Genomic DNA, 24,394 nt, shown 5'->3' with positions numbered 1-24,394 from the left:
ATAAAATAGCACTCTCTTCATAATAAAAATATGTAGGCTAAAATGAGTGCAAAGGTTAAGAAAGTATGTTACGATACATTTTGCTAAAAATAGATATCGGTAAAGAGGGGACGGACATGGCAGCAATTCAGGCAAAAAACGGGCCTACTGAGAAATTAAGTTTATTCTTATTAACATGGCCTATTTTTCTAGAAGTTTTTCTTTTTATGTTAATGGGGATCGCTGATACTTTCATGTTAAGTGCATTATCAGACGATGCTGTATCTGGGGTTGGTGCAGCGAATCAATATCTTCATATTGCGATTTTGGTATTAGAAGTCATCGGGAACGGCGCTGCTATCGTTGTATCTCAATACCTCGGTTCCAAACGCTTTATGGAAGCATCTAAAATATCAGCATTAGCCGTCACATTAAATTTAATAGTTGGGCTCGTTATAAGCGCTGGTTTTCTTTTATTTTCGAAACATATGATGCTCGCAATGAACTTACAAGGCGATGTACTAACGTATGCGCAAAACTACTTATCTATCGTCGGAGGAGCCATCTTCCTACAAGCTATTATTAACTCATTAGCCGCAATTATCCGTGTACACGGTTTTACAAAGCAAGCGATGTTTATTTCACTCGGAATGAATATGATTCATATCGCTGGAAACTACGTACTCATTTTCGGGAAATTTGGTTTCCCTGAGCTCGGTGTACAAGGGGCTGCAATTTCTTCCGCTATCAGTCGATTGATCGCACTTATTGTTTTCTTCTGGTTACTATACCGCGTTATGGAATATCGTGTGAAATTACAATATTACTTCACTTTATCCAAAGAATACATTGGGAAAATTTTAAAAATTGGCATTCCATCTGCATTTGAACAAGTGATGTATCAAGCTTGTCAAATCGTCTTCCTTTATTACGCAACGTACTTAGGAACGGAATCATTAGCTGCTAGACAATACGCTACTAACATTTCCATGTTCACTTATTTATTTGCAATTGCAATTGGTATGGGAACAGCCATTATTATTGGCCGCCTCGTTGGTGGTGGCGAAAAAGATGAAGCATACGAACGCTTGTGGAAAAGTGTAAAATGGGCAATTGGTGTAACTTTATGTATGGTCGCTCTCGTTATTACATTCCGTACACAATTAATGGGACTGTTTACAGATAATCCGCACATTATCGGGTTAGGCGCAAGTGTTCTTTTACTAAGTGTACTACTTGAAACGGGACGTACGATGAACATCGTCATCATTAATTCGCTTCGTGCAGCTGGTGATGCAAAATATCCTGTTTTAATCGGTGCATTCTCTATGGTGTTAATGAGTTTACCACTAGGTTACTTTTTCTCCTTTCATTTAGATATGGGGCTCGTTGGTATTTGGCTAGCAATCGCCATCGACGAATGGACACGTGCCATTATTATGTTCTTCCGCTGGAAAAGTAGAGCATGGGAGCGTTATGCGCTTGTTAAACCTGAAGAACAAGAGGAGAATGTTTCTGTTCAAGTTCAGTAATTTTGCATATGGATATCACTAATGATACATGAGATTTATATCGGCGATTCTTTAAATATATCGACTGACCGACAAATGTATACAATTCTTTTATATAGTAGAAAAAGAGCCATCCTTCCATAACAGAAGAATGGCTCTTTTTCTTATTGATAAATCTCTTTATATTTCTTGTACTCCGCTTCCGAACATAGTACGAAATGTCCTGGGCGAATTTCACGCATTGTTGGTGCTTCACTACCATAATTATGCTGTGATGGATCATATACGATACGTTTACGATTGCGCTCATAATCTGGATCTGGAAGTGGAATCGCTGATAATAGTGATTTCGTATATGGATGAATTGGATTCGCATATAATTCATCACTTGTTGTTAACTCAACGATTTGGCCACGATACATTACACCAATACGGTCACTAATGTATTTTACCATTGATAAATCATGGGCGATGAATAAGTATGTTAAACCTTTTTCTTTTTGTAGCTTTTTCAGTAAGTTTACAACTTGCGCCTGAATCGATACGTCAAGTGCTGAGATCGGCTCATCGGCAATGATAAATTCTGGGTCTACAGCAAGCGCTCGAGCGATACCGATACGCTGACGTTGTCCACCTGAGAATTCGTGTGGGAAACGGTTTGCGTGCTCTTTATTTAAACCAACTGTGTTTAATAGTTCATGAACACGGTCCATGCGCTCTTTTTTACTTTTCGCTAGTCCGTGAATATCGATACCTTCTGCAATAATATCCCCTACTGTCATACGAGGGTTTAATGATGCATATGGATCTTGGAAAATCATTTGCATTTTACGGTTGAATTTCTTCAGCTCTGCGCGTGATTTTTTACCATGTACATTTTCACCATCGAATAACACTTCACCAGCAGTTGCATCATATAAACGAATAATCGTTCTTCCAGTTGTCGATTTACCACAACCTGATTCTCCTACAAGACCAAATGTTTCTCCGCGGTAAATATCAAATGAAATATCATTAACCGCTTTGACAACACCACCACTCACGTCGAAGTGCTGCTTTACATTTTTTACTTCAATTAATTTCTCACGTTGTTTAGTCATGTTGTTCACCTGCTTTCATTTGAAGAATGCGTTTTTCAACGACTGCCGGCGGTTTTACTTCTGGAGCTTGCTCGTGAAGTAACCAAGTTGCCGCATAGTGCGTATCACTTACTTTAAATAAAGGTGGGTCCATTTCAAAATCAATTTTCAGTGCCTGTGGGTTACGTGGTGCAAAAGCATCTCCCTTTGGCGGCTTCAATAAATCTGGAGGTGTTCCAGGGATTGCATATAACTCTTCTTCTGAACCATCTAAACTTGGCATAGATGCGATTAAACCCCAAGTATATGGATGTTTCGGATTGTAGAAAATTTCATCTACAGTTCCAATTTCAACAACTTTACCAGCGTACATAACTGCCACTCGGTCCGCAACGTTTGCTACTACACCTAAGTCATGCGTAATGAAAATGATTGCTGCTTCTGTTTTTTGCTGAATGTCTTTCATAAGTTCTAAAATTTGCGCCTGAATCGTAACGTCTAGCGCTGTTGTCGGCTCATCGGCAATTAATAATTTCGGATTACAAGCTAACGCCATCGCAATAACTACACGCTGTCTCATACCACCTGAGAATTGGTGAGGATATTGTTTTAAACGAGCTTCTGGATTTGGAATACCTACAAGGTCAATTAACTCTAAAGCAACTTTACGTGCATCTGCTTTACTCATCCCTTGGTGTTTAATTAGACCTTCCATAATTTGATTTCCAATTGTCATTGTTGGGTTTAATGATGTCATTGGATCTTGGAAAATCATCGCAATATCTTTACCGCGTACTTGCTGCATTTCTTTTTCTGTTAATTTTGTTAAGTCACGACCTTCAAATACGATTTCACCATTTTTAATGCGTCCAGGAGGATTCGGAATTAATCCCATTAACGCTTTAGAAGTAACTGATTTCCCTGAACCAGATTCTCCTACAATCGCCAATGTTTCTCCTTTTTTCAAATCAAAAGTAACGCCGCGTACAGCTTGTACTTCACCTGCATGTGTATCAAAGGAGACTTGTAAATCTTTTACCTCTAACAATGTTTTCATCTTTGCCTCTCCCCTCTTTTACTTACGCATTTTTGGATCTAACGCGTCGCGTAATCCGTCTGCCATTAAGTTAAACGCTAAAATTAATATACTGATGACAACCGCAGGGATGAACATCATATGCGGATACGTTTGAATAGATTTATAACCATCATTTACAAGAGAACCTAGTGACGCAAATGGTGGCTGAATTCCTAAACCGATGAAACTTAAGAACGCTTCACCAAACACCGCTGATGGAATTGTAAACATCGTCATTACGATAATAGGTCCCATTACGTTTGGAATTAAATGTTTCACAATTAATTGTGTATTTGTTGCACCTAATGTACGAGATGCTAATACATATTCTTGGTTTTTTAACTTTAAGATTTGTCCACGAACAATACGCGACATCCCTATCCAACCTGTAATCGCCATCGCAAGTGTAATTGACCAAATACCAGATCCCATAATGATTACCATTAAAATAACGATGATTAAGTATGGAATACCGTTAATAATCTCCATAATACGTTGCATAATGTTATCTACTCTACCGCCGTAGAATGCTGAAATACCTCCGTATGCAACCCCAATTACTAAGTCAATTGCTGCCGCTAAAAGAGCGATATATAATGATACGCGTGTACCTTCCCATGTTCTTGTCCATAAGTCACGGCCAAGGTCATCTGTACCAAACCAGAAGTACTCTTTAATATCACGTTTTTCATATTGGTCAACACCATATTGATCTGTACCGTCAAATGGTAACCAATGAACATTTTCAATAACTGGAATTTTTGGTGGTAATTTCGCACGACCTAAATCTTGCTCTTTATACGAGTGTTTACTTACCATCGGTCCAAAAATCGCTAATAGCGCAATGATAACTAACAATACAAGGCCAAGCATCGCACCTTTATGTTGGAATAAACGTCTTCTTACATCTTGCCAAAACGTTAAGCTTGGACGGGCAATGACTTCATTATCAACATTATTTTGATTGGCTTGTTGAAATAAATCTGGAGATAATTTTTGTACATCTTTCATCATTTTTTCCCTCCCGCTAAACGAATACGAGGATCAATAATTCCGTATAAAATATCGACAATGAAAATAACTAAAATGAAGATCGCACTATAGAAAATCGTAGTTCCCATAATAACTGTATAGTCATTTAAAGTAATCGATTTAACGAATTGTTCCCCAAGTCCTGGTACAGCATAAATTTGCTCGATAACAAGTGTTCCTGTAATTAATGCCGCAACCATTGGTCCTAAAATTGTTACAACTGGAATTAACGCGTTACGAAGTGCATGTTTGACAATGATAACGCCTTGGCTAATTCCTTTCGCTTTCGCTGTTAAAATGTAATCGGCTTGCATAACTTCAATTAATTCTGCACGAGAGAAACGTGCGATTGTCGCGATAACTCCCATCGATAATGCAATTGTAGGCATTACAGTAAACTCTGGTCCTTTCCAGAATGCTACTGGGAACCAGCCTAGTTTTACCCCTACGAAATATTGCAGTAATGCGGCGAATACGAATGATGGTACCGACATTCCGAGTACCGAAATAACTGTTGCACTATAATCTACCCACGTATTATTACGAAGTGCGGCAACAATACCTAAAATTAAACCGATAAATGTTCCTAATATAATCGCTTGTAAACCTAATTGGGCTGATGGTCCAATACGATCCACAATCATGTCTGTTACTGGGCGGTTATCATATTGGAATGATACCCCTAAATCACCTTTTGCTAAGTTACCTAAGTAACGTGCATATTGAACTGGTACCGGATCATTCAATCCGTATTTTTCAAGAATGATTTCTTTTTGTGCCGGTGATAGCTTCTCCTGGTTTTTAAGCGGAGAACCCGGAAGTAATTTCATCAAAAAGAAAGTCATTGTAGTAATTAAAAATAATGTCAAAGCCATGTACACGAAACGTTTTAATACATAACGTCCCATAGTCAAGCACCTCCCCGTTTTTCTCAAAAGCAATAAGATAGTTTAAAATATTCTTACTTTTATTTTTTTAAAATAAGAGCATATGCCCATCATAGGCATATACCCTTGTAAACGATGGAAAAAAAAGATTATTTTTGTTCAACAGATGCCCATTTGTAAGTTAATTTACCACCATAGTTAATTGGGATAATATCTTTTACGGCACCTTTTACTACATACGCTGAACCTTTTTGGAAGATTGGAGTGATAACTGCATCCTCTTTAATTAACATCTTCTCTACTTCTAGAAGGTTGTCCCAGCGAGCTTGTAAATCTTTTGTATCTGTTTTAGCTTTTAGGATTAACTCATCATATTTCTGATTAGAATACCCTGTTTTATTTTGAGAACCATTCGTAACAAACATATCTAAATATGAGATTGGATCTGGGAAATCTGGTCCCCAAATACCAAACGCAATATCATATTGCTGAGAATCTTCTAATTTATTTTTTTGTGCGAATGGTTGCTGTTTAATTTTAATTGATAAACCTGGTAAGTTCTTTTCCATCTCACCTTTTAAGAATTCCCCAACTTTTTTAGCATCTTCATTATCAAAGTTTAAGAATTCTAGTTCGATTTTATCAGTTCCAAGCTCTTTCTTCGCTGTTTCCCAAAGCTTTTTTGCTTCTTTTGGATTTGTTTCAACTAGCTTTCCATTTTCAGCTCGGAAATCTTTTTTATTTGGACCTTCAGCGAAATCTTTTCCAACAAATCCGTAAGCTCCAATTGCGCCGTTATTTAAAATAACTTTTGCAATGTTATCACGGTCAAAGGACATTGAAATTGCTTTTCTTAAGTTTTTATTACTTAAGTACTGATTACTTTGATTAAATCTTAAGTAAGCAACCCCTGCCTCTTTTCTTGTTTGGAACTCTGGGCTTTTTCTAAACTTATCAACAAATTCAGACGTTAAAGCCGCCCGATCAATCGCGTTTGTCTCATATAAATTTACATCAGTTGCTGTATTTTTTACAATATTAAAGTTGATTTCTTCGATTTTAACCGTTTTATTATCCCAATATGAAGGATTCTTCTTGAATTGGAAACTTTGTTCATGTTTCCAATCACTCATAACGAATGGACCGTTATATAATGTTGTATTTGCCTCTAAACCAAATTTATCACCTTGTGCTTTTACAAAGTTTTCATTTAGTGGGTAAAATACTGGATAAACTGTTAAATCGATAAAGTAAGGAACGGGATTGTCTAATTCTACTTCTAATGTATAATCATCAATCGCTTTTACACCTAATTGGTCAGCAGGTAATTCTTTTTTATGAATTTTCTCTGCATTTTTAATATCGAACATAATGTATGAATACGTTGCTTTTGTATCTGGATTTACTGCTCTTTTCCATGAATACACAAAGTCTTTAGCTGTTACAGGTTCCCCATTCGACCATTTCGCATCTCTTCTTAATTTAAATATGTATTTCTTCCCATCATCTAGCTTTTCGACATCTTCTGCAACTCCAGGCATTCTCTTTTGATCTTTGCCAATACGATATAAACCTTCCATCGTATTATTTAATGCTGTAGAAGATGAAGAATCAGATGCTAATGATGCATCCATTGACGGAATTTCAGATAACTCTGTTAAATTAAGAATCTGTTTTCCGTTACTACTACTCGTAGCGTTCTCTTTCCCTTTTGCTTTTGCGTCATCTTTTTGGTAGCTACACGCGCTAAGCAACATACTTGCAGTTAAAGTTGATGCAAGTAATAACGGTATCTTTTTCTTCATGTTGTGTTGCCTCCCCTAATTGCACTTCCTGTACCCTCACTTGTTAAAAAGTAGAATTGAAAGAATAATCTCCAAGTTTCTACAATTTTCATTATACATATAATATAACAATTGTGAATATAGTTTTTTGTTTTTTTGTTAAAATTTTTAATAAAATATTTATATTTTTAATTTTTCGTAAAGGGATACATTAACATTGCTACCATCATCTTAAAATCAGACCTTTAATTGCGTATAATTTTCAAAAAATTAATCCTAGTACTTATTATAGCTTTTATAGTATAATAATTCTAGTAATATTTTGACGGAGGGGAATATTTTGAATAAAGTTTTTTTTCATACTTGTATACTAATTTTTATAGCGATGATTGCTTCTAGTATTGGTGCATTCCTCATTTCATCTCAATTTTTGTTGAACTTTGTCAACATTTTGTTTTATATTGCACTGTTTTTTATTCTTATCGGCGGTTTTTTATACATATTTCAAAATGGTTTTTTCAATGTAACCATTTACGCATTCCAAAGAGTATTTGGTACGAACAAAAAGATTGACTCTTTAATTGAAGAAGTCGAGGAACCTACAGATAAGAAAGAACGTATTTATAAAACATATTCATTCAAATGGACATATCCAATTTGTATTACAGGTATCTTCCTTGGGTTGTTCTCGACCCTTATTAGCTTTACTATTTTGATGTAGTTTGCAAACACTATCCCATATGATATAATAATCAGCAAAACATTTTGTTATAAAACTTTAGTTCTTTCATATTAAAAGAGCTCAAGTAACAATAAATAAATTTATATGTATGCGATGATAAAGAAGAGTACATATTGAGGCAATTTCAGAGAGCTTGTGGTTGGTGTGAACAAGTAATTGTACAGTATGGAATGGGCTTTTGAGCACCAAACCGAACCGAAAGTAGTAGGCTTTGGCGTTATATCCTAACGTTATTATGGATTAGAGAGATTTCACAGTAGTGAAATAATTAGGGTGGTACCGCGGTCCATTCGTCCCTATAGTTTTTGGGATGAATGGGCTTTTTTGTTTGCCTTCTCTCCCCCCCATCACGCATTCAATTTTAGGAGGAATTACTTATGTCAGTTATCTTTTCTGGTATTCAGCCAAGTGGAACGATTACACTTGGAAACTATTTAGGCGCAATGAAGCAGTTTACAGAGCTTCAAAATGAACACGACTGTTATTTCTGTATTGTAAACCAACATGCGATTACAGTACCTCAAGATCCCGTCGGACTTCGTAAAAACATCCGCAGTCTTGCTGCACTTTATGTAGCATGCGGCATCGATCCTGAAAAAGCTACTTTATTTGTACAATCAGAAGTACCAGCACACGCTCAATTAGGATGGATCATGCAATCTGTTGCTTACGTTGGAGAATTAGAACGTATGACGCAATATAAAGATAAAGCTTCGGGTAGAGATTCAGTTCCAGCTGGATTACTTACGTATCCACCATTAATGGCTGCTGATATTTTACTTTACAACACTGAAATCGTACCAGTTGGTGATGACCAAAAGCAACATATGGAATTAACACGCGACCTAGCAGAGCGTTTCAACAAACGCTTCCGTGACGTGTTCACAATTCCTGAAATTCGTATTCCAAAAGTAGGCGCTCGCGTTATGTCATTAACAGAACCTACGAAGAAAATGAGTAAATCTGATCCGAATCCAAAATCAATGATCAGTATGCTTGATGAACCAAAAACAATTGAAAAGAAAATTAAGAGTGCTGTTACTGACTCTGAAGGTATTGTGAAATTTGATAAAGAAAACAAACCTGGTATCTCTAACTTATTAACAATCTACTCTTCATTCTCTGGAAAAACAGTTGAAGAAATTGAAGCAATGTACGAAGGAAAAGGATACGGCGACTTCAAAGGCGACCTAGCGCAAGTAGTCGTAGAAGCAATTCGTCCAATCCAAGACAAATATAACGAACTAATCAACTCACCAGAACTAGACGAAATTCTAGACAAAGGTGCAGAAAAAGCAAACCGCGTTGCATTCAAACAACTACGCAAAGTAGAAAACGCAATGGGACTAAGCAGAAAACGTAGGTAACATATAAAGTGGAAGCGGCTCGTTCAGAATGTGAGGGGGATGGAGCTCCTGACGTAGAGGCGCTTTTTGCCTCGCAGGAAGGCGCGAAGCCACCGAACATTCTTGCCGCTGGAGCTGGATTACTACAAAATTAAAAAACCGCCAATTGGCGGTTTTTTAATTTACCTTTTGCTCATTTTCCATTTCCCATAACTTTTCAAAAAATGGCTGTCCTTTTACGAGACGCTCGCATAATTGTTCATGCTTATCAGACCAGCCTGTTTTCGCTTCATCATACAGCTTAACCCAAATATCTTCAAATTCCATATGTTGAACCATTCCATATGCTGATGGATCCCACTCTGTGAACCAATAGCGAATTTCTGCTGTATTTTTCGTTGTATGTAATTGATCTAACGCCATAAATAATAATTGTTTTAGCTGTCTTTCTTTACGAGTCAAGCCATTCATAATGAAAGGCGATGGTGATAAAATGTGATGTTCTTTTTCTGTTTCTTCTACTTGGAACTCATACTTTTCTGCTTGTACATTTTCTACCATCTCATATACCATCTGCTCTTGGCGTGGTATAAGTCTGCTTTTGCGAATTGGTACATTGTAACCAATTGTGTCAATCGCAATAATTCCTTTTCCATCTGTAACAACAAAGCAATACTCTTGCTGCAAACGTTCATGATTTTTACGAATATAAGCCTTATGATGTACGTCTTCCAGCATTTTTTGCGGAAGCTCTAACAATTCGTTCTCGATGTAATGATATAATGTGGCATCTACTTTTAATAATGGCACTTGATCTAATAGCTCAATCGTATCATCTTTCCGCCATTCGTAAAAATGACAAACGTTATACCCATTTTCTTCACCTTCAAACCAATTTACCCATACATCATGTAGATATAACATTCACTACCCCTCACTTCACTACTGTTTGTACCAATCATTATGTTCATTTTTGCTTAACTTTATTCCACTTGAGGAAATATATTCTAATTATTATTTTTTCTTCTATTAATACTAAAAAAACAGGAAATAGAACTCCTGTTTTTTTATATATGAAATGTACTTGCTTTATTCAATATTTCTTTTGCATCTATAGATAATAAAGAAAGTGTATCTTCTCCTTCCAAAGTTACACAATCTTTGACAATATGAAATCCAAGCGCATAGCCAAGCATCTTCGGATAAGAGTGAAAGCCATTTAATAAGATGTCATGTTCCCTTGTTCCTCGTTTTATACTTATTCTTTCATGTACAATATTTTTCCAATAATAAATAGCCTCTTCCTTTGAAAGATACGCCGTCCACGGTGCATTGTTTTTTTCTGTATACCTTTCTGTTACTGCTTGTTCAGCTAACCCTTCCATAATCATCGTATCAAGTAATGTATATTCTGTTTCTTTCGTCTCAATTTGATGTAACCTGCATATGTGATGATATTCATGCGCTAATAACACTTTTAATTCTTCTACCGAATTCCGTCCACATACGAATAAGAAAATAACATGACGCATAGATAATCCAGCCCTACCGTTATACTCTTCTTGTACAGTTCGATTATAGGAATCTGATAATAAAATAAAGACAGGGACATCTGGACCTTTTAACCAGTTTTTCAGTTTATCATACTCCAGGCTCAATTCTTTCCAAATTTCCTTTTCCTCTAATTCTTTAATTTCCTTTTCTCCGCGCATGATCGGGCGATACATCCCTTTTGAAATTAAAAAGCGATACAACCTTTCTTTTGGCAACGGAATATACTTCGTAAATTTCTCACAAAGTTTTTCTGGCCGCCCATAATATAAATGTAGCCATTCAGCTGTTTCAACAATCCCCATCTTTATCCCTCCTTTTTCTTATGTATATGCTACAGGAGAAAAAGGCGTAAAAATAAATAAGGAGTTTTTTCGCAATATATTGCGAAAAAACTCCTTATTTCATCTATTATTTATACGATTTAAATACTAACACTGCGTTATGACCACCAAATCCTAATGAGTTACTTAATACTGCATTTACTTCTTGGTGTCTCGCTTGATTCGGTACGTAATCTAAGTCACATTCTGGATCTGGTGTCTCATAGTTAATTGTTGGCGGAATTACTCCGTCTGTAATTGATTTAATAGAGAAAATCGCTTCAACAGCACCAGCTGCTCCTAATAAGTGACCTGTCATTGATTTCGTTGAGCTAATCGCTACTTTATACGCGTGCTCACCGAAAGTTTCTTTAATTGCCATCGTTTCATATTTTTCATTCGCATCCGTACTTGTACCATGCGCATTAATGTAATCAATATCTTCTGGCTGTAGGCCTGCATCAGCTAAAGCTTGACGCATTGCACGCACTCCGCCTTCACCACCAGGAGCAGGCATTGTAATATGGAACGCATCTCCAGTTGCACCATAACCAGCAATTTCCGCGTAAATGTGAGCACCACGCGCTAATGCGTGCTCTAATTCTTCAAGAATTAGAATACCTGAGCCTTCACCCATTACAAAACCGCTACGGTTTTTATCAAATGGACGGCAAGCCGTTGCTGGGTCTTCATTAAATGTTAATGCTTTCGCTGAGCTAAATCCTGCGAATGCCATACTTGTTAGCGGTGCTTCTGCTCCGCCTGTAATCATTGCATCAGCATCACCACGCTGAATTGCTTTAAATGCATCACCAATTGAGTTTGCACCAGATGCACAAGCCGTTACAGAACAAGTGTTAATTCCTTTTGCTCCTGTTGCGATTGATACTTGACCTGCTGCCATATCCGGAATCATCATCGGTACGAAGAATGGGCTCACGCGGCGTGGGCCTTTCTCAGTAAAAATCTTAAATTGTTCTTCGTATGTTTCCATACCGCCAATACCTGATCCAATCCATACACCAATTCGAGGTCCGTTTTCTTCTGTAATTTCAAGCTTTGCATCTGCAACTGCCATTTTCGCTGCTGCTACTGCATATTGTGTAAAGCGGTCCATACGGCGCGCTTCTTTTTTATCAATATATTTCTCGACTTCAAAGTCGTTAATTTCTGCTGCTACTTTTGCTGGAAATAGTTCCGGATCAATTCTTGTAAGTCGTCCGATTCCAGATACACCCTTTTTAATGTTTTCCCATGCTGTTTCAACATCTGTTCCGACCGGTGTAACAGCTCCTAGTCCTGTAATTACGACCCTCTTTTTTTCCATACAAAATACACTCCTTTTTTTCTCTCAGTCCTTATTTACCCCAACGAAGAGCGACTGCTCCCCATGTTAATCCGCCACCAAAACCAACAAGTATAATTAAATCACCATCTTGAATACGTCCATTTTGCAATTCCTCTACCATTGCAATCGGAATTGAAGAAGCCGATGTATTACCAAACTTTTCAATTGTCATACTCATTTTTTCTTGTGGTAAATTTAATCTCTCTCTTGCAGATTCCATAATACGAATATTCGCTTGATGCGGTACTAAGAAATCCACATCCTCTTTTGTAAGACCAGCCTTATCCAGCACGCGAAGACAAGATTCACCAAGTTGACGAACAGCAAATTTAAAGACTTCTCTGCCATTCATCATAACATACTCGTCTTGATATAGATGCTTACCGCCGCTTCCGTCTGCTCCTAATTCGAAAGATAGAACGCCTCTTCCTTCTGAAACTGCTCCCATTACGATAGCACCGGCTCCGTCTCCAAATAATACCGCTGTATTTCGATCATTCCAGTCTACAATTTTAGATAGCTTATCACTACCAACTACTAATACGTTTTTATAAGTCCCCGTTTGAATAAATTGCTGCGCTGTAATCATTCCGTACATAAAACCAGCGCATGCTGCACCTACATCCATTGCAGCTGCATGTTTCGCTCCAATCGCTTCTTGAATGACACAAGCTACTGCTGGAAACGCACGATCTGGTGTTACTGTCGCCACTAAAATAAGATCGATATCTTCTCCGCTAACCCCTGCATCTTCAAGTGCTTTTTTTGCAGCCTCTACGGCCATATATGAAGTATCTATTGTATCATCGGCAATGCGTCTTTCTGCAATTCCCGTTCTCGTACGAATCCATTCATCGGATGTATCCATTATTTTTTCTAAATCGTGATTTGTGACTACTTTTTCTGGCACATATCTTCCGATCCCTAAAATGCCCACGTTCACATCGCAGCCCTCCGTTTTATATCAATTATTATGACTTGGTACTAATTTTAAAACATAAATGTATTTTTGTCTAGAATATATTTCGCATAAAACAGAAAGCTAACGCATTATCCACTTTATTTTTCATTAAAAGAAACAGAAACATACCTCTCAAATATAAAAAGACTCAAACCCTTCTATCCACGGTTCGAGCCTCTCTTCCACCTTAAAAAGATGCTTTTTATTCTTTATCTGCTTTCCTTCTAAACTAGACAGTTCTCCTCACTACTTTTCCTTTATCCTCTTCATATCTCTGGTTTTCCCCCAGGCGAGAATAAAAAAGGCCCTGACCGCTTCTATCCACGGTTCGGGCCTCTCTTCCATCTTAAAAAGATGCTTTTTATTCTTTATCTGCTTTCCCAAGCTCGTAAGCTTCGTTCATAACTTTCATTAACAACTCTAACACCGGCTGTGCCTTCTCCATATCAAGTGCAATTCCATTATCATCTAAAATTGCCTTTGCTTCCGGTAAATGCTTCATTGCGATTTGTAAAAACTGCATGCTTTTTTCGTTCATATTATACTCTTCCTCTCCATTAAAACTTTCACATACAATAGTGTAACACGCGTACTACCCTTCGTATAACTCTTTATATTTTTTCATGTGTGCCAGTTGCTTATTTAAACCGTATTCTAACGGAGTATTTCTTTTTATTGAAATTACTTCGATAGCCTCATCTCTTACTTCGTTATTATTTTTATTTACTTTATCATCCGCGCGTAAAAGATTCATACCTTTTTCCCATAATGACTGTTTACCACTAAGTAAATTGTATATACCAAGATGCGCCCCGTTCGTTCCATGTTCCCATAAGTATTCACATACATCTTCAACGTAAAGTAAATCATTCCCCTTTTCCTCAATCGTACAACGCCACTCTTTTTCAACTAATTCTGATAAAATAAGCTGATGAAACATCATAAAGGACGGTTGCCACGGTCCATATAATGTTGGAACTCGAAATACACTATATTGTAAATTCCCTTTTTTCAATCCTTCTTCTACTTTCAAAAATAGGCGCTTATTTTCGGATTCATCTGTACTGCCTACTTCAATAGAAGAAATTAAATTTAACTTCACTTTTTGTTCTTCACACATTCTTATAATTCGCTTTAAATATTGTAATATGACTCTTTCATTCCGAAATCCACTTTGCTGATTTGGCTCATATAAGCAAAAATAAACAGTATCGAATCTCTCTTCCTCAACCGATCTCCATCCATCTTCATCTCTTATCGAATAATACGTAAATAACGCATTTCGCCCAATTAATAATAACTTCTCTTCATTAATTTTGGTCATACTATCGAATTCATCAAAATCAAGACCATAGACTTCCACTTCTTCTGCAATCATTTTATTTACAAGGTGATAACCTACAAACGTAAGTGCACCTATTATCAGCACGCGTTCCATACCACCAACCCTTTCCCTCTGAAACAAATAGCTCCTCATTTATGTATATGGGAGCTTCATAATTCTTCTTCATATTTTTTAAAGAAATCAGTCGTTTGCCTAACCATTTTATATTTCACATCTTGCAGATGGAACAAGACAGAAGTATCACATTGATTTAGTTGCCTCATTTTCTCATATCTACGCAACTGCTGTTTTCTTCCTCTTTTTTCTTGTGTTGATACGAAAATTTTAACAGGTACACAAGATGGAAGAAGCGTAAATGATTTCTTATTTATTTTTGATTCTAATTCTTCTTCTTTGGCATCATACGCCAAACTTAATTCCTTCACGAGTCTCTTGTAAAAAAATTTATGCTCTTTCTCAAAACTTACATATTCCGGTAAATCTAAACACGGATTTAGCATAACAACAGAACGAATACATTCAGGATATTTGTTCATCATTTCAAGTGCTACAAGCGCTCCCATACCATCTGCCATAATGTGCATTTTCGCATTTAACGTCTCTTTTCTCAAAACAACATCATATAAACGTTTTGCCAGACGAACAGATTGATCGTTTCCCCAATGTCTTCCGTATAAATTAGAGGAAAAGACCGTGTAGCCTTGTTCAATAAGACCATGTAAAAAATAAGATTTACCCGCATGTTGTGTCCATAAACTTGTACCATTCTCAATAAAGTAGTTATAATCACCGAGGAGCATAACAGAAAATCCATTTGGCTTCTCCGGTAAATAAATGACACATGGTTCTTTTTCTAAGTAAAAAAAACGTTCCGTAATACTCATTTTTCCCCCGCCTTATTTTCTAAACATATAAAAGTACTCTTTTATAATGTATGAACGGAATGCAAATTTGCGTTGAAAAATCTACAAATATTTTTCTATATTCTTTTTTCAATTGTGTTACAATAAGGACAGATTGAACGAATAGAGGTGTAAAATATGCGTTTCATTTGGGCATTAATTTGGTCGTTCTTACTTGTACATATGATGAGCTATGTAATCGGCTCTATGACTGGCGGTACATACGACTTTAACCAAGCGTCTATTTTCTCAGTTGTTCTTGCTGTGTTAGTACTAGCAATTTCAGCTGCAATTCCAAACGAGCCAGTAGAACAACACTAAAAAAAGAGTCCGGATTTTATCCGAACTCTTTTTTATTTTTATTTCACATGAACGACTAATTCGTTATTTTCTACATCAACAACTACGTGACTATTGTCAGTAATTGTTCCTGCAATTAATTCTCGTGCTAATTTCGTTTCCACTTGACGCTGTACGTATCGTTTTAATGGACGAGCTCCGTACATTGGGTCGAAACCAGCTTCCACAACAAATTCTTTTGCTGCATCTGTTAATTCTACTGTAATGTGACGGTCAGCTAGACGACCTTGTAGTTCTTTTACAATTTTATCAACAATGCTTTTAATTTCATTCGTTGTAAGAGGTTTGAATAAAATAATTTCATCAACACGGTTTAAAAATTCAGGGCGGAAATGTCCTCTTAATTGCCCCATTACAAGGTCTCTTGATTCCTCTTTAATCGAACCATCTTCTTCTAATCCATCTAGTAAATGAGCAGATCCGATATTTGAAGTCATAATAATAACTGTATTTTTAAAATCCACTGTACGACCTTGCGAATCTGTAATGCGTCCATCATCTAACATTTGTAATAAAATGTTGAATACTTCTGGATGTGCTTTTTCAATTTCATCTAATAAAACAACGGAATATGGTTTACGTCTTACCGCTTCTGTTAATTGACCGCCTTCCTCATATCCTACATATCCAGGAGGTGCACCAATTAAGCGTGACACTGCGTGTTTCTCCATATACTCAGACATGTCAATGCGAATCATTTGCTCTTCACTATCGAATAAAGACTGGGCTAGCGTTTTTGCAAGTTCTGTTTTACCAACACCTGTTGGTCCTAAGAAGATGAAAGAACCAATCGGGCGGTTCGGATCTTTAATACCAGCGCGAGCACGAAGAACTGCGTCTGACACTAAGCTTACTGCTTCCTCTTGTCCGATAACACGCTCTGATAAGATTTGCTCTAAGCGTAATAATTTCTCGCGTTCACCTTCCACGAGTTTCGCAACAGGAATACCCGTCCAGCGTGAAACAATATCTGCAATTTCTTCTTCACTTACTTCCTCACGTAATAAACGATTTTCTTGTTTATTATGCGCGCCCATTTCTTCCGCTTCTTTTAACTCTTTTTCAATTGCTGGAATTTTCCCGTGACGAAGTTCGGCTGCTTTATTTAAATCGTAATTACCTTCTGCTTCTTCTAATTCACGACGCAGACGTTCTAAATGTTCACGTAAGTCACGAACTTTGTGAATTTCTTCTTTTTCTTTCTCCCATTTCGCTCTCATACCACTTGCAACTTCTTTTAAATCCGATAATTCACGTTGCAATGTTTTTAGACGCTCTTGGCTACCACGATCCGTTTCTTTTCCAAGAGCCGCTTCTTCAATTTCCAGCTGCATAATGCGTCGCGTTACTTCATCTAATTCTGTCGGCATAGAATCAATTTCTGTACGAATTGTTGCACATGCTTCGTCAACAAGGTCAATTGCTTTATCAGGTAAGAAGCGATCTGAAATATATCGATCTGATAAAACTGACGCCGCTACAATCGCACGGTCATGAATATTTACACCGTGATAAATTTCAAAGCGTTCTTTTAATCCACGTAAAATTGAGATTGTATCTTCAACAGTTGGTTCTTCTGCTAATACTTGTTGGAAACGTCTTTCTAGTGCTGGATCTTTTTCAATATATTTGCGATATTCATCGAGCGTCGTCGCCCCGATACAATGCAGTTCACCACGCGCAAGCATCGGTTTTAACATATTTCCTGCATCCATCGCACCTTCTGTTTTACCAGCTCCAACTATTGTATGAAGTTCATCAATGAATAATAAAATGCGGCCCTCACTCTTTTTAATTTCATTTAATACAGCTTGCAGACGCTCTTCGAACTCACCACGGAATTTCGCACCTGCTACGAGCGCACTCATATCTAACGCAAAAATCGTTCTATCTTTCAATCCTTCAGGTACATCCTTTTTCACGATACGCTGTGCTAGCCCTTCAACGATTGCTGTTTTACCAACACCTGGCTCCCCAATTAAAACAGGATTGTTTTTCGTTTTACGTGAAAGAATACGAATTACACGTCGTATTTCACTATCACGGCCGATTACAGGATCAATTTTCCCTGCTCTCACTTCCGCCACTAAATCACGACCATATTTTTCTAACGCTTCATAAGTTGCTTCTGGATTTTGACTCGTCACTCTTTGATTCCCCCGAACTGTCATTAAAGACTGTAATAAGTTATCTTTCGTAATATGCAATCTTGTAAATAATTGATTTATATCGCCTTTTTCTTCAGAAAAAGCAAGCAACACATGTTCTACTGAAATGTAATCATCCTGCAGTTTTTCTGCTTCTTTCCCTGCTCTTACAAGCAGTTGTTGCAGAGCGCTCGTTACATACAATTTTCCAACTTCTGCACCGCTCCCCGTTACAGAAGGTTTCTTTTTAATTAAACTTTCAGCACCTTGCTTTAATGCTTCTATATCAACATTCATTTTTTGAAATATACGTACTGCTAATCCATCTTGCTCTTCTAATAATGCAAGTAATAGATGAACAGTATCCACCTCTTGGTGATGATGAGATACCGCTAAAGATTGGGCACTCATAATCGCCTCTTGTGTTTTTGTTGTCATTTGATTTAAGTCCATCTTTACAGCCCTCCAAAAGTTTGACTTTCTTTGACCTTTGATTTGATTATACGCCAACTGACTTTTTTATACAATAATTTTGCCTATGTATTTTCAAACTTATTATTTGAAAAAGAAAAAGAGAGCATTCATTATACTGCTAAAAATACGGTAAATGAAATTACAATGTGTAACGACAAAAAAGCCGCAATAATGATTGCGGCTTCTGTTACGGTTTTCTTTTATATGTCCACTGGCGGTTATGATTCGTGTTATCCGGAAACTTTTCACCGGCAGTTAATTTCACCATTTGCGGATCTTTCACCATACTTCCCGTTTCACCAATTTCTACGTAAATGCCATCATTCGGCGCTTTTTGTCCAGAACGAAACCTGCGATTTTGTCCCATCTTCATTCTCCTTCCATGACGTCTTGCCTCATTAGTATATCCATTTTAAAAGAAAGCTTTTCTGTCATGTTTAGGAAACAGTACTACATCTCATTCTTGTACATATATATGAATGACACAAGCGTAAGCAGGGATTTCTTTCCTACTTGTAGAAAAAAAAAGAAACCAACCTACTCTAGGCTAGTTTCAAAGGAGAGTCAAACATATACGAGAAGATTACATGTTCATTATATGCCTCACCACACGAGCAATGTAACCCTTTTCACAATTTGTACATAATGAAAGAAACATTGTTTGAACTTTCTAAAAAGATGTTGACTTTTCTTAATTTCCAACGATAAATAGTAGACACCACAGCACTTTGAGACGTAAGATGGATATATAGTGAAATTTCCATCTATGGTGATTTCACCGAGCCTAACCTCTTATTTCTGCATATTAAAAACGGAAATACAGATAGATACAAAAAAATTATTATAAGAGGTGAAATTATGAACAAACAACATTTAATCGCATTAGACTTAGACGGCACTTTATTAACAGACAACAAAATAATTTCCACTCGAACGAAACATACAATTGCAAAAGCAAAGGAACAGGGACATATTGTTGTTATTTCAACAGGACGTCCATTCCGTGCTAGTTACGATTACTATAAAGAACTTGATCTTAACACACCTATCGTAAACTTTAACGGCGCTTACGTACATCATCCTCTTGATTCAAACTGGGGAACACATCACTCTCCTCTTGAGCTAGCAACAGCGCAAGAAATTGTCCGAGCTTGCTTTGATTTTGGCGTAAAAAATATATACGCGGAAGTAATGGACGATGTGTATGTTCGTGAAATTGATGAAGATAAAAAACATATTTTCGAATTCGGCTCTCCTAAGATTTTTACCGGAGACTTATTAAATATTTTAAACGATCATCCAACTTGCTTATTAATTGACGCACATGACGAGCATTCTACTGCAATTCGTCAACATTTAACGGATATGCATGCGGAAGTAATCGACCATAGAAAATGGGGCGCACCTTGGCCGATTATTGAAATTGTGAAAAGCGGATTAAATAAAGCAGTTGGATTACAAAAAATTTCTAGTCATTACAACATTCCACAAGAGCGCATTATCGCTTTCGGTGATGAAGATAATGATTTTGAAATGATTGAATTTGCTGGTCATGGCATCGCAATGGGAAATGCCATCCCTGAATTAAAATCACTCGCAAACCATACGACGTTAACGAACGAAGAAGATGGTATTGCTTTATATTTAGAAGAGGTTCTTGGGTTGTAATCTAAAAATTCCCTACTTATAGTTTCCTGCCAAATGTCCATACTATAAGTAGACGCATGAGACATTGCGTCGATTGTTTTCAGCTAAATAAAGGGGGTTTTTCGAATGGGTAAAAAGAACAAATCAAAACGTTTTATCCAACAAGGAGCCGATGCTGTTATGAAGCATGATGCAAGATTCCCGTACAGAGGTACATTAGCTGAGGCAGAAAAAGCAAGAAGTAACTCTTCTTTTGGAGGGGTTTAAATGGGGAACTTACTATTCCAACAAGCTAGAGATGCTGTTGAAAATGCCGTATCTTGTTCAAGCGGTACTGAGCAACAAGATCTCGTGTATAGAGCAAAAAATGCTTTGCAATCCGCTTACGCAAACTCTTCAACTGCTGAAAAAGTTCAGCTCCGTGAAATGCAAGAGCAATTGCAAAACATTACGAATTTACATTAAAAAAGAGGACCAACTTTGGTCCTCTTTAATCTTTCCGAAATAATCCGAACACCCCAACTGTTTGCAGTATATTTGTAAATGCACCTGGGTCCACTTGTCTAATAATCCTCTCTAATTCGTATAACTCGTAACGGGTAATAACCATCATTAACATTTCTTTATTTTCATTCGTATAAGCACCTGTTGCTGGTATCGTTGTAATCCCTCTTACTAATCGCGAGTGAATCGCCTTTCTTACGTCTGCCCCATTCTTCGTAACAATTAATGCTGTAATCTTTACATGACGAGTATGAATTGCATCAATAATTCTCGTTGATACATATAAAGTCACTAGCGTATACAACGCTTTTTCCCATCCATATACATAGCCAGCAGCGATAATGATAATTGCATTAAAAAAGAAAAAGTATGTACCGACAGGCTTATCTTTTATTTTTGATAAAATCATGGCGATAATATCTAATCCACCTGTAGAAGCACCCCACTTTAAAGCAATCCCTACTCCAATTGCCGAAATAATCCCGCCAAAAATCGCATTTAATATGATATCATTTGAAACCGCTCTAACAGGGATGATTTCTAGAAACAGAGTCATAAATATAACACAAAGAAAACTAAAAAAGGTGAAGGCCTTTCCAACCTTTTTCCACGCTAAAATAACGACAGGAATATTAAATAAGCTAAACAATACTCCCGTAGATATGTGAATCGATAAAAAATCACCTAATATTTGCGATAATAATTGAGACAATCCAGCAAAGCCGCTCGCATACACTTTTGCTGGTGTTAAAAATAAATTCATCCCAATCGCGTTTAATAAACCTGCGATGATTACAACGATTAACTTCTTTATAAGTTCAGTATAATTCAACTTCAAATCCATTTCGAATCCACCTTTACCCTTCATAAATGCACCGCTATACATAGTCTTTACGAAAAAGGAAATGATAAACGTACAACGTTTAGAAATGGAGTTGATACATATGCCACATACGAGTGATAACGACAAAAAAGCACGCGATAATAACGCAAAACGCACACAAAAAAATGAGCAAGAGCAAAAAAATATTCAGCAAGGTAAACGTGCATACTCTAAAAAGACCGATCACCTTTGATTCCATCGTACATCAACAATTATGTTGATGTACTTTTTTACATTTTAAAGGAAAAAAACATTAAAAATTCACTTCATGTTCACTTCTATATTCTACAATAGCGATAACATATTCGGATGAGGTGTTGGCATGAGAGGGAAACATATTTTCATTATTACTGCACTAATAAGTATATTGATGTTATCTGCTTGCGGACAAAAAAACGGCTCAGCTACAGTCGCTACAGCAACAGACTCGACCATTACAAAGGATAACTTCGAAAAACAATTGAAAGATCGTTACGGAAAAGACATGCTATACGAAATGATGGCACAAGACGTCATCACAAAAAAATATAAAGTATCTGATGAAGAGGTAAATAAAGAAGTAGAAAAAGTAAAAAAACAATATGGAGATCAATTCAAAAAAGTATTAGAAAATAATGGTTTAAAAGATGAAGAGGATTTCAAAAATCAAATTAAGTTCAAACTTGCTATGAATGAAGCGATTAAGAAAAGCATTACAGAGAAAGACGTAAAAGACCACTATAAGCCAGAAATTAAAGCGAGTCACATTTTAGTAAGTGACGAAAATGAAGCGAAAGAAATAAAGAGTAAACTAGATGCTGGTGCTTCATTTGAAGAATTAGCAAAACAAGAATCACAAGATCTACTATCAAAAGATAAAGGCGGAGACCTTGGATACTTCAATTCAGGTACAATGGCTCCTGAATTCGAAACGGCTGCCTACAAACTAAATGTTGGACAAATTAGCAATCCCGTAAAATCATCAAACGGTTATCACGTTATTAAATTAACTGATAAAAAAGATTTAAAACCTTACGATGAGGTAAAAAACTCTATTCGCAAAAACTTAGAGGAAGAACGTACTGCTGATCCTGTATTCAGCAAAAAATTGTTACAAGAGGAATTAAAAAAGGCAAATATTAAAATAAATGATAGTGATTTGAAAGATACATTTACTCTTGTTTCTCCGCAAGGAAATTAAAAAAGCACAACCTTATTTTTTTAAATAAGGTTGTGCTTTTTAATCTTTCATCAATATTTCCAACTTTTTCTTCAAGCTTTTGTAATGCCAATTGATGTGATCTAATTCTATCTCCACTTCAATTAGCGCATCTATTAATTCTTCTTTAGACTGTTGTGAGTTCATAATATTTTCAAGTAATTGTTCGAATCTTTCAGTGCTCTCATATATATCATGTAAATCAACTGCTGCTATTTCGTGTTCTTTTTCAAGGGATAATACCGAGAGACTCTTTATCAATTGTTCCAGTACATTATCTTGCATTTTCGTACCTCTCTTTCAATATCTCATCATCATAAGAAATTATAAGATATACTGCGTTATAAAATTTCATATACACACCTTTTCGTCAAAGCGTATTACCCACACTTATTTTTGTTTAATAACTCAGATATCTAATCCCGGATAGCCCCTAAATATTAGGGCATTCATTCAAGCCCATTGCTAATTATCATACTTCCAATTATCCATAAAGTTTCTATTTCACGGATGCTCTCTAGTTTCTTTATACTCATCAATAATATATCCTGAATAAGCAGTAGCCTGCCTCTCATATCCAATTCTCGTTAGTCTTATATCATTAATCCATTGAAAATAATGTGTTAGTTCATGCGCAATAGTAAACAAATATCCTCCCAAAGCGTCATCTTTCCCTCTTTTCTCTAGCTCATCGTAATAATCTCCTGTCGAAATACGAATATACGGCTCATCATTTCGATCAAATGGTTCAAAGAAAGTACCATAGACCAACTCACCATCCATCGCCTTTATTTTATATGAAGATTTCACATAAATAGGTACTCTAATTGGAAAAAAATATTCTCGGCGTATCCATTTACAAAACTCTTTAATAGCTCTTCTCACTTCAGGATCAACATCTTTATCGAATTTTACTCGTAGTCCCATGCGATGACTCTTCTCTTCTAGATTATTATATTTCCGCCAATTTGTTAGTATCCAAATATGCATATAATCATCCTAATTATTTTATATTTTTAATACTGTCAGCGTTGTAAAAATTCAAAACACAGTGTAAAAGCTATCACAATTTTATACATAAAATGAAACTTTAATCAGTGATGATCTTACTGCCCGGCAAATAGCAGGATAGGCAGTACAAACACTGCGATAAATCTCTTATATTCTTTTAGCCTTTTTAATGAATCACATAAGAAATACTACAATCAAAATCTCACTTAAAAAACTACATAATAATTAACCATATATTTTTAAAACTTTATAACATACCTCTTCTATAACTTTAGTTTCCATCCTGCCTACTTCTTTCACAA

26 protein-coding genes and 1 other annotated feature are annotated in these 24,394 nt (G+C 36.4%); of the genes, 9 read left to right on the top strand and 17 right to left on the bottom strand.

The genetic code is table 11. From position 1 onward, the window contains the following. Positions 1-65: 65 nt before the first annotated feature. Entirely contained in the window at positions 66-1,511 is a 1,446-nt protein-coding gene (locus N2V80_RS06065) for an MATE family efflux transporter (protein WP_061655173.1), read from the top strand. Positions 1,512-1,654: 143 nt separating this feature from the next. On the opposite strand, the gene N2V80_RS06060 is transcribed toward N2V80_RS06065, so the two are convergent. From N2V80_RS06060 to N2V80_RS06040, 5 genes are all read right to left on the bottom strand, one after another. Beyond that, positions 1,655-2,590, bottom strand: coding sequence for an ABC transporter ATP-binding protein (locus N2V80_RS06060; protein ID WP_000166348.1), 936 nt, complete (start codon positions 2,588-2,590; stop codon positions 1,655-1,657). Further along, positions 2,583-3,626, bottom strand: a complete 1,044-nt coding sequence (locus N2V80_RS06055) for an ABC transporter ATP-binding protein (RefSeq protein ID WP_000854346.1) — start codon at positions 3,624-3,626, stop codon at positions 2,583-2,585. Before N2V80_RS06055 ends, N2V80_RS06060 begins: the two co-directional genes overlap by 8 nt. Before the next feature lie 18 nt (positions 3,627-3,644). Continuing rightward, the gene (gene opp3C, locus N2V80_RS06050) at positions 3,645-4,661 is read right to left on the bottom strand and encodes an oligopeptide ABC transporter permease (protein ID WP_000974106.1); all 1,017 of its coding nucleotides are present in this window, start codon (positions 4,659-4,661) and stop codon (positions 3,645-3,647) included. Further along, complete coding sequence (opp3b, locus tag N2V80_RS06045; RefSeq protein WP_000534172.1) at positions 4,658-5,587, bottom strand: oligopeptide ABC transporter permease; 930 nt, start codon at positions 5,585-5,587, stop codon at positions 4,658-4,660. The genes opp3C and opp3b overlap by 4 nt, the downstream gene beginning before the upstream one ends. A 128-nt stretch (positions 5,588-5,715) precedes the next feature. Then, a complete protein-coding gene (locus N2V80_RS06040) occupies positions 5,716-7,371 on the bottom strand; it encodes a peptide ABC transporter substrate-binding protein (protein WP_000727219.1) in 1,656 nt (551 codons plus the stop codon). Between the two features lie 319 nt (positions 7,372-7,690). Here N2V80_RS06040 and N2V80_RS06035 point away from each other — a divergent pair, with 319 nt between their 5' ends. Together N2V80_RS06035 and trpS are read left to right on the top strand one after the other, a co-directional pair. Then, a complete protein-coding gene (locus N2V80_RS06035) occupies positions 7,691-8,071 on the top strand; it encodes a DUF3899 domain-containing protein (protein ID WP_001044997.1) in 381 nt (126 codons plus the stop codon). Between the two features lie 105 nt (positions 8,072-8,176). Next, positions 8,177-8,393, top strand: a binding site (T-box leader). 76 nt (positions 8,394-8,469) lie between these two features. Continuing rightward, positions 8,470-9,459, top strand: a complete 990-nt coding sequence (gene trpS, locus N2V80_RS06030; protein ID WP_061655174.1) for a tryptophan--tRNA ligase — start codon at positions 8,470-8,472, stop codon at positions 9,457-9,459. 156 nt (positions 9,460-9,615) lie between these two features. On the opposite strand, the gene N2V80_RS06025 is transcribed toward trpS, so the two are convergent. The 7 genes from N2V80_RS06025 to N2V80_RS05995 all read right to left on the bottom strand — a co-directional run bounded on the left by N2V80_RS06025 (position 9,616) and on the right by N2V80_RS05995 (position 15,850). Further along, positions 9,616-10,362: a YjbA family protein gene (locus N2V80_RS06025; RefSeq protein WP_000966128.1), complete on the bottom strand. Its 747-nt coding sequence runs from the start codon at positions 10,360-10,362 to the stop codon at positions 9,616-9,618. A 143-nt stretch (positions 10,363-10,505) separates the two neighbouring features. Further along, positions 10,506-11,294: a DUF2268 domain-containing protein gene (locus tag N2V80_RS06020; RefSeq protein ID WP_000513275.1), complete on the bottom strand. Its 789-nt coding sequence runs from the start codon at positions 11,292-11,294 to the stop codon at positions 10,506-10,508. A 106-nt stretch (positions 11,295-11,400) separates the two neighbouring features. Further along, positions 11,401-12,639 carry a beta-ketoacyl-ACP synthase II gene (gene fabF, locus N2V80_RS06015; RefSeq protein ID WP_000412656.1) on the bottom strand — a complete coding sequence of 413 codons (1,239 nt, stop codon included), beginning with the start codon at positions 12,637-12,639 and terminating at the stop codon, positions 11,401-11,403. A gap of 31 nt (positions 12,640-12,670) precedes the next feature. Next, positions 12,671-13,603: a beta-ketoacyl-ACP synthase III gene (gene fabH / locus N2V80_RS06010; RefSeq protein ID WP_001100533.1), complete on the bottom strand. Its 933-nt coding sequence runs from the start codon at positions 13,601-13,603 to the stop codon at positions 12,671-12,673. Between the two features lie 379 nt (positions 13,604-13,982). Then, on the bottom strand, positions 13,983-14,159 hold the full coding sequence (locus N2V80_RS06005) for a ComZ family protein (RefSeq protein WP_001986215.1): 177 nt from the start codon (positions 14,157-14,159) through the stop codon (positions 13,983-13,985). 54 nt (positions 14,160-14,213) lie between these two features. Then, a complete protein-coding gene (locus N2V80_RS06000; RefSeq protein ID WP_002102826.1) occupies positions 14,214-15,086 on the bottom strand; it encodes an NAD-dependent epimerase/dehydratase family protein in 873 nt (290 codons plus the stop codon). A 29-nt stretch (positions 15,087-15,115) separates the two neighbouring features. Beyond that, complete coding sequence (locus tag N2V80_RS05995; protein ID WP_000028691.1) at positions 15,116-15,850, bottom strand: hydrolase; 735 nt, start codon at positions 15,848-15,850, stop codon at positions 15,116-15,118. A 156-nt stretch (positions 15,851-16,006) separates the two neighbouring features. Between N2V80_RS05995 and N2V80_RS05990 the strand changes: the two genes are divergently transcribed. Continuing rightward, positions 16,007-16,189 (top strand): YjzD family protein, encoded by a 183-nt coding sequence (locus N2V80_RS05990; protein WP_001211116.1) that lies wholly within the window; start codon positions 16,007-16,009, stop codon positions 16,187-16,189. A 38-nt stretch (positions 16,190-16,227) separates the two neighbouring features. Here N2V80_RS05990 and clpB read toward each other — a convergent pair whose 3' ends face one another. Beyond that, positions 16,228-18,828, bottom strand: coding sequence for an ATP-dependent chaperone ClpB (gene clpB / locus N2V80_RS05985; RefSeq protein ID WP_000365404.1), 2,601 nt, complete (start codon positions 18,826-18,828; stop codon positions 16,228-16,230). A 208-nt stretch (positions 18,829-19,036) separates the two neighbouring features. Further along, positions 19,037-19,216, bottom strand: coding sequence for a YjzC family protein (locus N2V80_RS05980; protein ID WP_000531421.1), 180 nt, complete (start codon positions 19,214-19,216; stop codon positions 19,037-19,039). Positions 19,217-19,707: 491 nt separating this feature from the next. Between N2V80_RS05980 and N2V80_RS05975 the strand changes: the two genes are divergently transcribed. From N2V80_RS05975 to N2V80_RS05965, 3 genes are all read left to right on the top strand, one after another. After that, positions 19,708-20,517 carry a Cof-type HAD-IIB family hydrolase gene (locus N2V80_RS05975; RefSeq protein WP_001041232.1) on the top strand — a complete coding sequence of 270 codons (810 nt, stop codon included), beginning with the start codon at positions 19,708-19,710 and terminating at the stop codon, positions 20,515-20,517. 105 nt (positions 20,518-20,622) lie between these two features. Beyond that, positions 20,623-20,763, top strand: coding sequence for a hypothetical protein (locus N2V80_RS05970; protein WP_000516816.1), 141 nt, complete (start codon positions 20,623-20,625; stop codon positions 20,761-20,763). Next, complete coding sequence (locus tag N2V80_RS05965) at positions 20,764-20,961, top strand: DUF3813 domain-containing protein (protein WP_000527407.1); 198 nt, start codon at positions 20,764-20,766, stop codon at positions 20,959-20,961. It begins immediately after the preceding gene. A 25-nt stretch (positions 20,962-20,986) separates the two neighbouring features. Here the strand turns inward: N2V80_RS05965 and N2V80_RS05960 are convergent, their stop codons facing one another. Then, positions 20,987-21,844: a YitT family protein gene (locus N2V80_RS05960; protein WP_000364432.1), complete on the bottom strand. Its 858-nt coding sequence runs from the start codon at positions 21,842-21,844 to the stop codon at positions 20,987-20,989. A gap of 100 nt (positions 21,845-21,944) precedes the next feature. On the opposite strand from N2V80_RS05960, the gene N2V80_RS05955 reads away from it, so the two are divergent. After that, the gene (locus N2V80_RS05955; protein ID WP_001120851.1) at positions 21,945-22,076 is read left to right on the top strand and encodes a DUF3941 domain-containing protein; all 132 of its coding nucleotides are present in this window, start codon (positions 21,945-21,947) and stop codon (positions 22,074-22,076) included. A gap of 129 nt (positions 22,077-22,205) precedes the next feature. Next, entirely contained in the window at positions 22,206-23,063 is an 858-nt protein-coding gene (gene prsA, locus N2V80_RS05950) for a peptidylprolyl isomerase PrsA (protein WP_001214216.1), read from the top strand. 39 nt (positions 23,064-23,102) lie between these two features. Here prsA and N2V80_RS05945 read toward each other — a convergent pair whose 3' ends face one another. Both N2V80_RS05945 and N2V80_RS05940 read right to left on the bottom strand, forming a co-directional pair. After that, a complete protein-coding gene (locus N2V80_RS05945; protein ID WP_001153798.1) occupies positions 23,103-23,366 on the bottom strand; it encodes a hypothetical protein in 264 nt (87 codons plus the stop codon). 219 nt (positions 23,367-23,585) lie between these two features. After that, positions 23,586-24,071 carry a hypothetical protein gene (locus tag N2V80_RS05940; protein WP_061655175.1) on the bottom strand — a complete coding sequence of 162 codons (486 nt, stop codon included), beginning with the start codon at positions 24,069-24,071 and terminating at the stop codon, positions 23,586-23,588. Positions 24,072-24,394 lie beyond the last annotated feature (323 nt).

The organism is Bacillus sp. FSL W8-0640, assembly GCF_038007725.1.
Taxonomy (GTDB): domain Bacteria; phylum Bacillota; class Bacilli; order Bacillales; family Bacillaceae_G; genus Bacillus_A; species Bacillus_A cereus.
The sequence above is the reverse complement of the archived record's forward strand: the minus strand, read 5'-3'. Positions and strand labels throughout refer to the sequence as shown.

Bases quoted from the DNA above. Each gene is read 5' to 3' on its own strand.
- N2V80_RS06020 (WP_000513275.1), bottom strand. From the start codon at position 11,294: ATGGGGATTGTTGAAACAGCTGAATGGCTACATTTATATTATGGGCGG.
- N2V80_RS05970 (WP_000516816.1), top strand. From the start codon at position 20,623: ATGGGTAAAAAGAACAAATCAAAACGTTTTATCCAACAAGGAGCCGAT.
- N2V80_RS05965 (WP_000527407.1), top strand. From the start codon at position 20,764: ATGGGGAACTTACTATTCCAACAAGCTAGAGATGCTGTTGAAAATGCC.
- N2V80_RS06040 (WP_000727219.1), bottom strand. From the start codon at position 7,371: ATGAAGAAAAAGATACCGTTATTACTTGCATCAACTTTAACTGCAAGT.
- N2V80_RS06060 (WP_000166348.1), bottom strand. From the start codon at position 2,590: ATGACTAAACAACGTGAGAAATTAATTGAAGTAAAAAATGTAAAGCAG.
- trpS (WP_061655174.1), top strand. From the start codon at position 8,470: ATGTCAGTTATCTTTTCTGGTATTCAGCCAAGTGGAACGATTACACTT.
- clpB (WP_000365404.1), bottom strand. From the start codon at position 18,828: ATGGACTTAAATCAAATGACAACAAAAACACAAGAGGCGATTATGAGT.
- N2V80_RS06055 (WP_000854346.1), bottom strand. From the start codon at position 3,626: ATGAAAACATTGTTAGAGGTAAAAGATTTACAAGTCTCCTTTGATACA.
- N2V80_RS06005 (WP_001986215.1), bottom strand. From the start codon at position 14,159: ATGAACGAAAAAAGCATGCAGTTTTTACAAATCGCAATGAAGCATTTA.
- N2V80_RS05945 (WP_001153798.1), bottom strand. From the start codon at position 23,366: ATGCAAGATAATGTACTGGAACAATTGATAAAGAGTCTCTCGGTATTA.
- N2V80_RS05955 (WP_001120851.1), top strand. From the start codon at position 21,945: ATGCCACATACGAGTGATAACGACAAAAAAGCACGCGATAATAACGCA.
- N2V80_RS05980 (WP_000531421.1), bottom strand. From the start codon at position 19,216: ATGGGACAAAATCGCAGGTTTCGTTCTGGACAAAAAGCGCCGAATGAT.
- opp3C (WP_000974106.1), bottom strand. From the start codon at position 4,661: ATGATGAAAGATGTACAAAAATTATCTCCAGATTTATTTCAACAAGCC.
- N2V80_RS06025 (WP_000966128.1), bottom strand. From the start codon at position 10,362: ATGTTATATCTACATGATGTATGGGTAAATTGGTTTGAAGGTGAAGAA.
- N2V80_RS05990 (WP_001211116.1), top strand. From the start codon at position 16,007: ATGCGTTTCATTTGGGCATTAATTTGGTCGTTCTTACTTGTACATATG.
- N2V80_RS05960 (WP_000364432.1), bottom strand. From the start codon at position 21,844: ATGGATTTGAAGTTGAATTATACTGAACTTATAAAGAAGTTAATCGTT.
- N2V80_RS05995 (WP_000028691.1), bottom strand. From the start codon at position 15,850: ATGAGTATTACGGAACGTTTTTTTTACTTAGAAAAAGAACCATGTGTC.
- N2V80_RS06065 (WP_061655173.1), top strand. From the start codon at position 66: ATGTTACGATACATTTTGCTAAAAATAGATATCGGTAAAGAGGGGACG.
- prsA (WP_001214216.1), top strand. From the start codon at position 22,206: ATGAGAGGGAAACATATTTTCATTATTACTGCACTAATAAGTATATTG.
- opp3b (WP_000534172.1), bottom strand. From the start codon at position 5,587: ATGGGACGTTATGTATTAAAACGTTTCGTGTACATGGCTTTGACATTA.
- fabF (WP_000412656.1), bottom strand. From the start codon at position 12,639: ATGGAAAAAAAGAGGGTCGTAATTACAGGACTAGGAGCTGTTACACCG.
- N2V80_RS05975 (WP_001041232.1), top strand. From the start codon at position 19,708: ATGAACAAACAACATTTAATCGCATTAGACTTAGACGGCACTTTATTA.
- N2V80_RS05940 (WP_061655175.1), bottom strand. From the start codon at position 24,071: ATGCATATTTGGATACTAACAAATTGGCGGAAATATAATAATCTAGAA.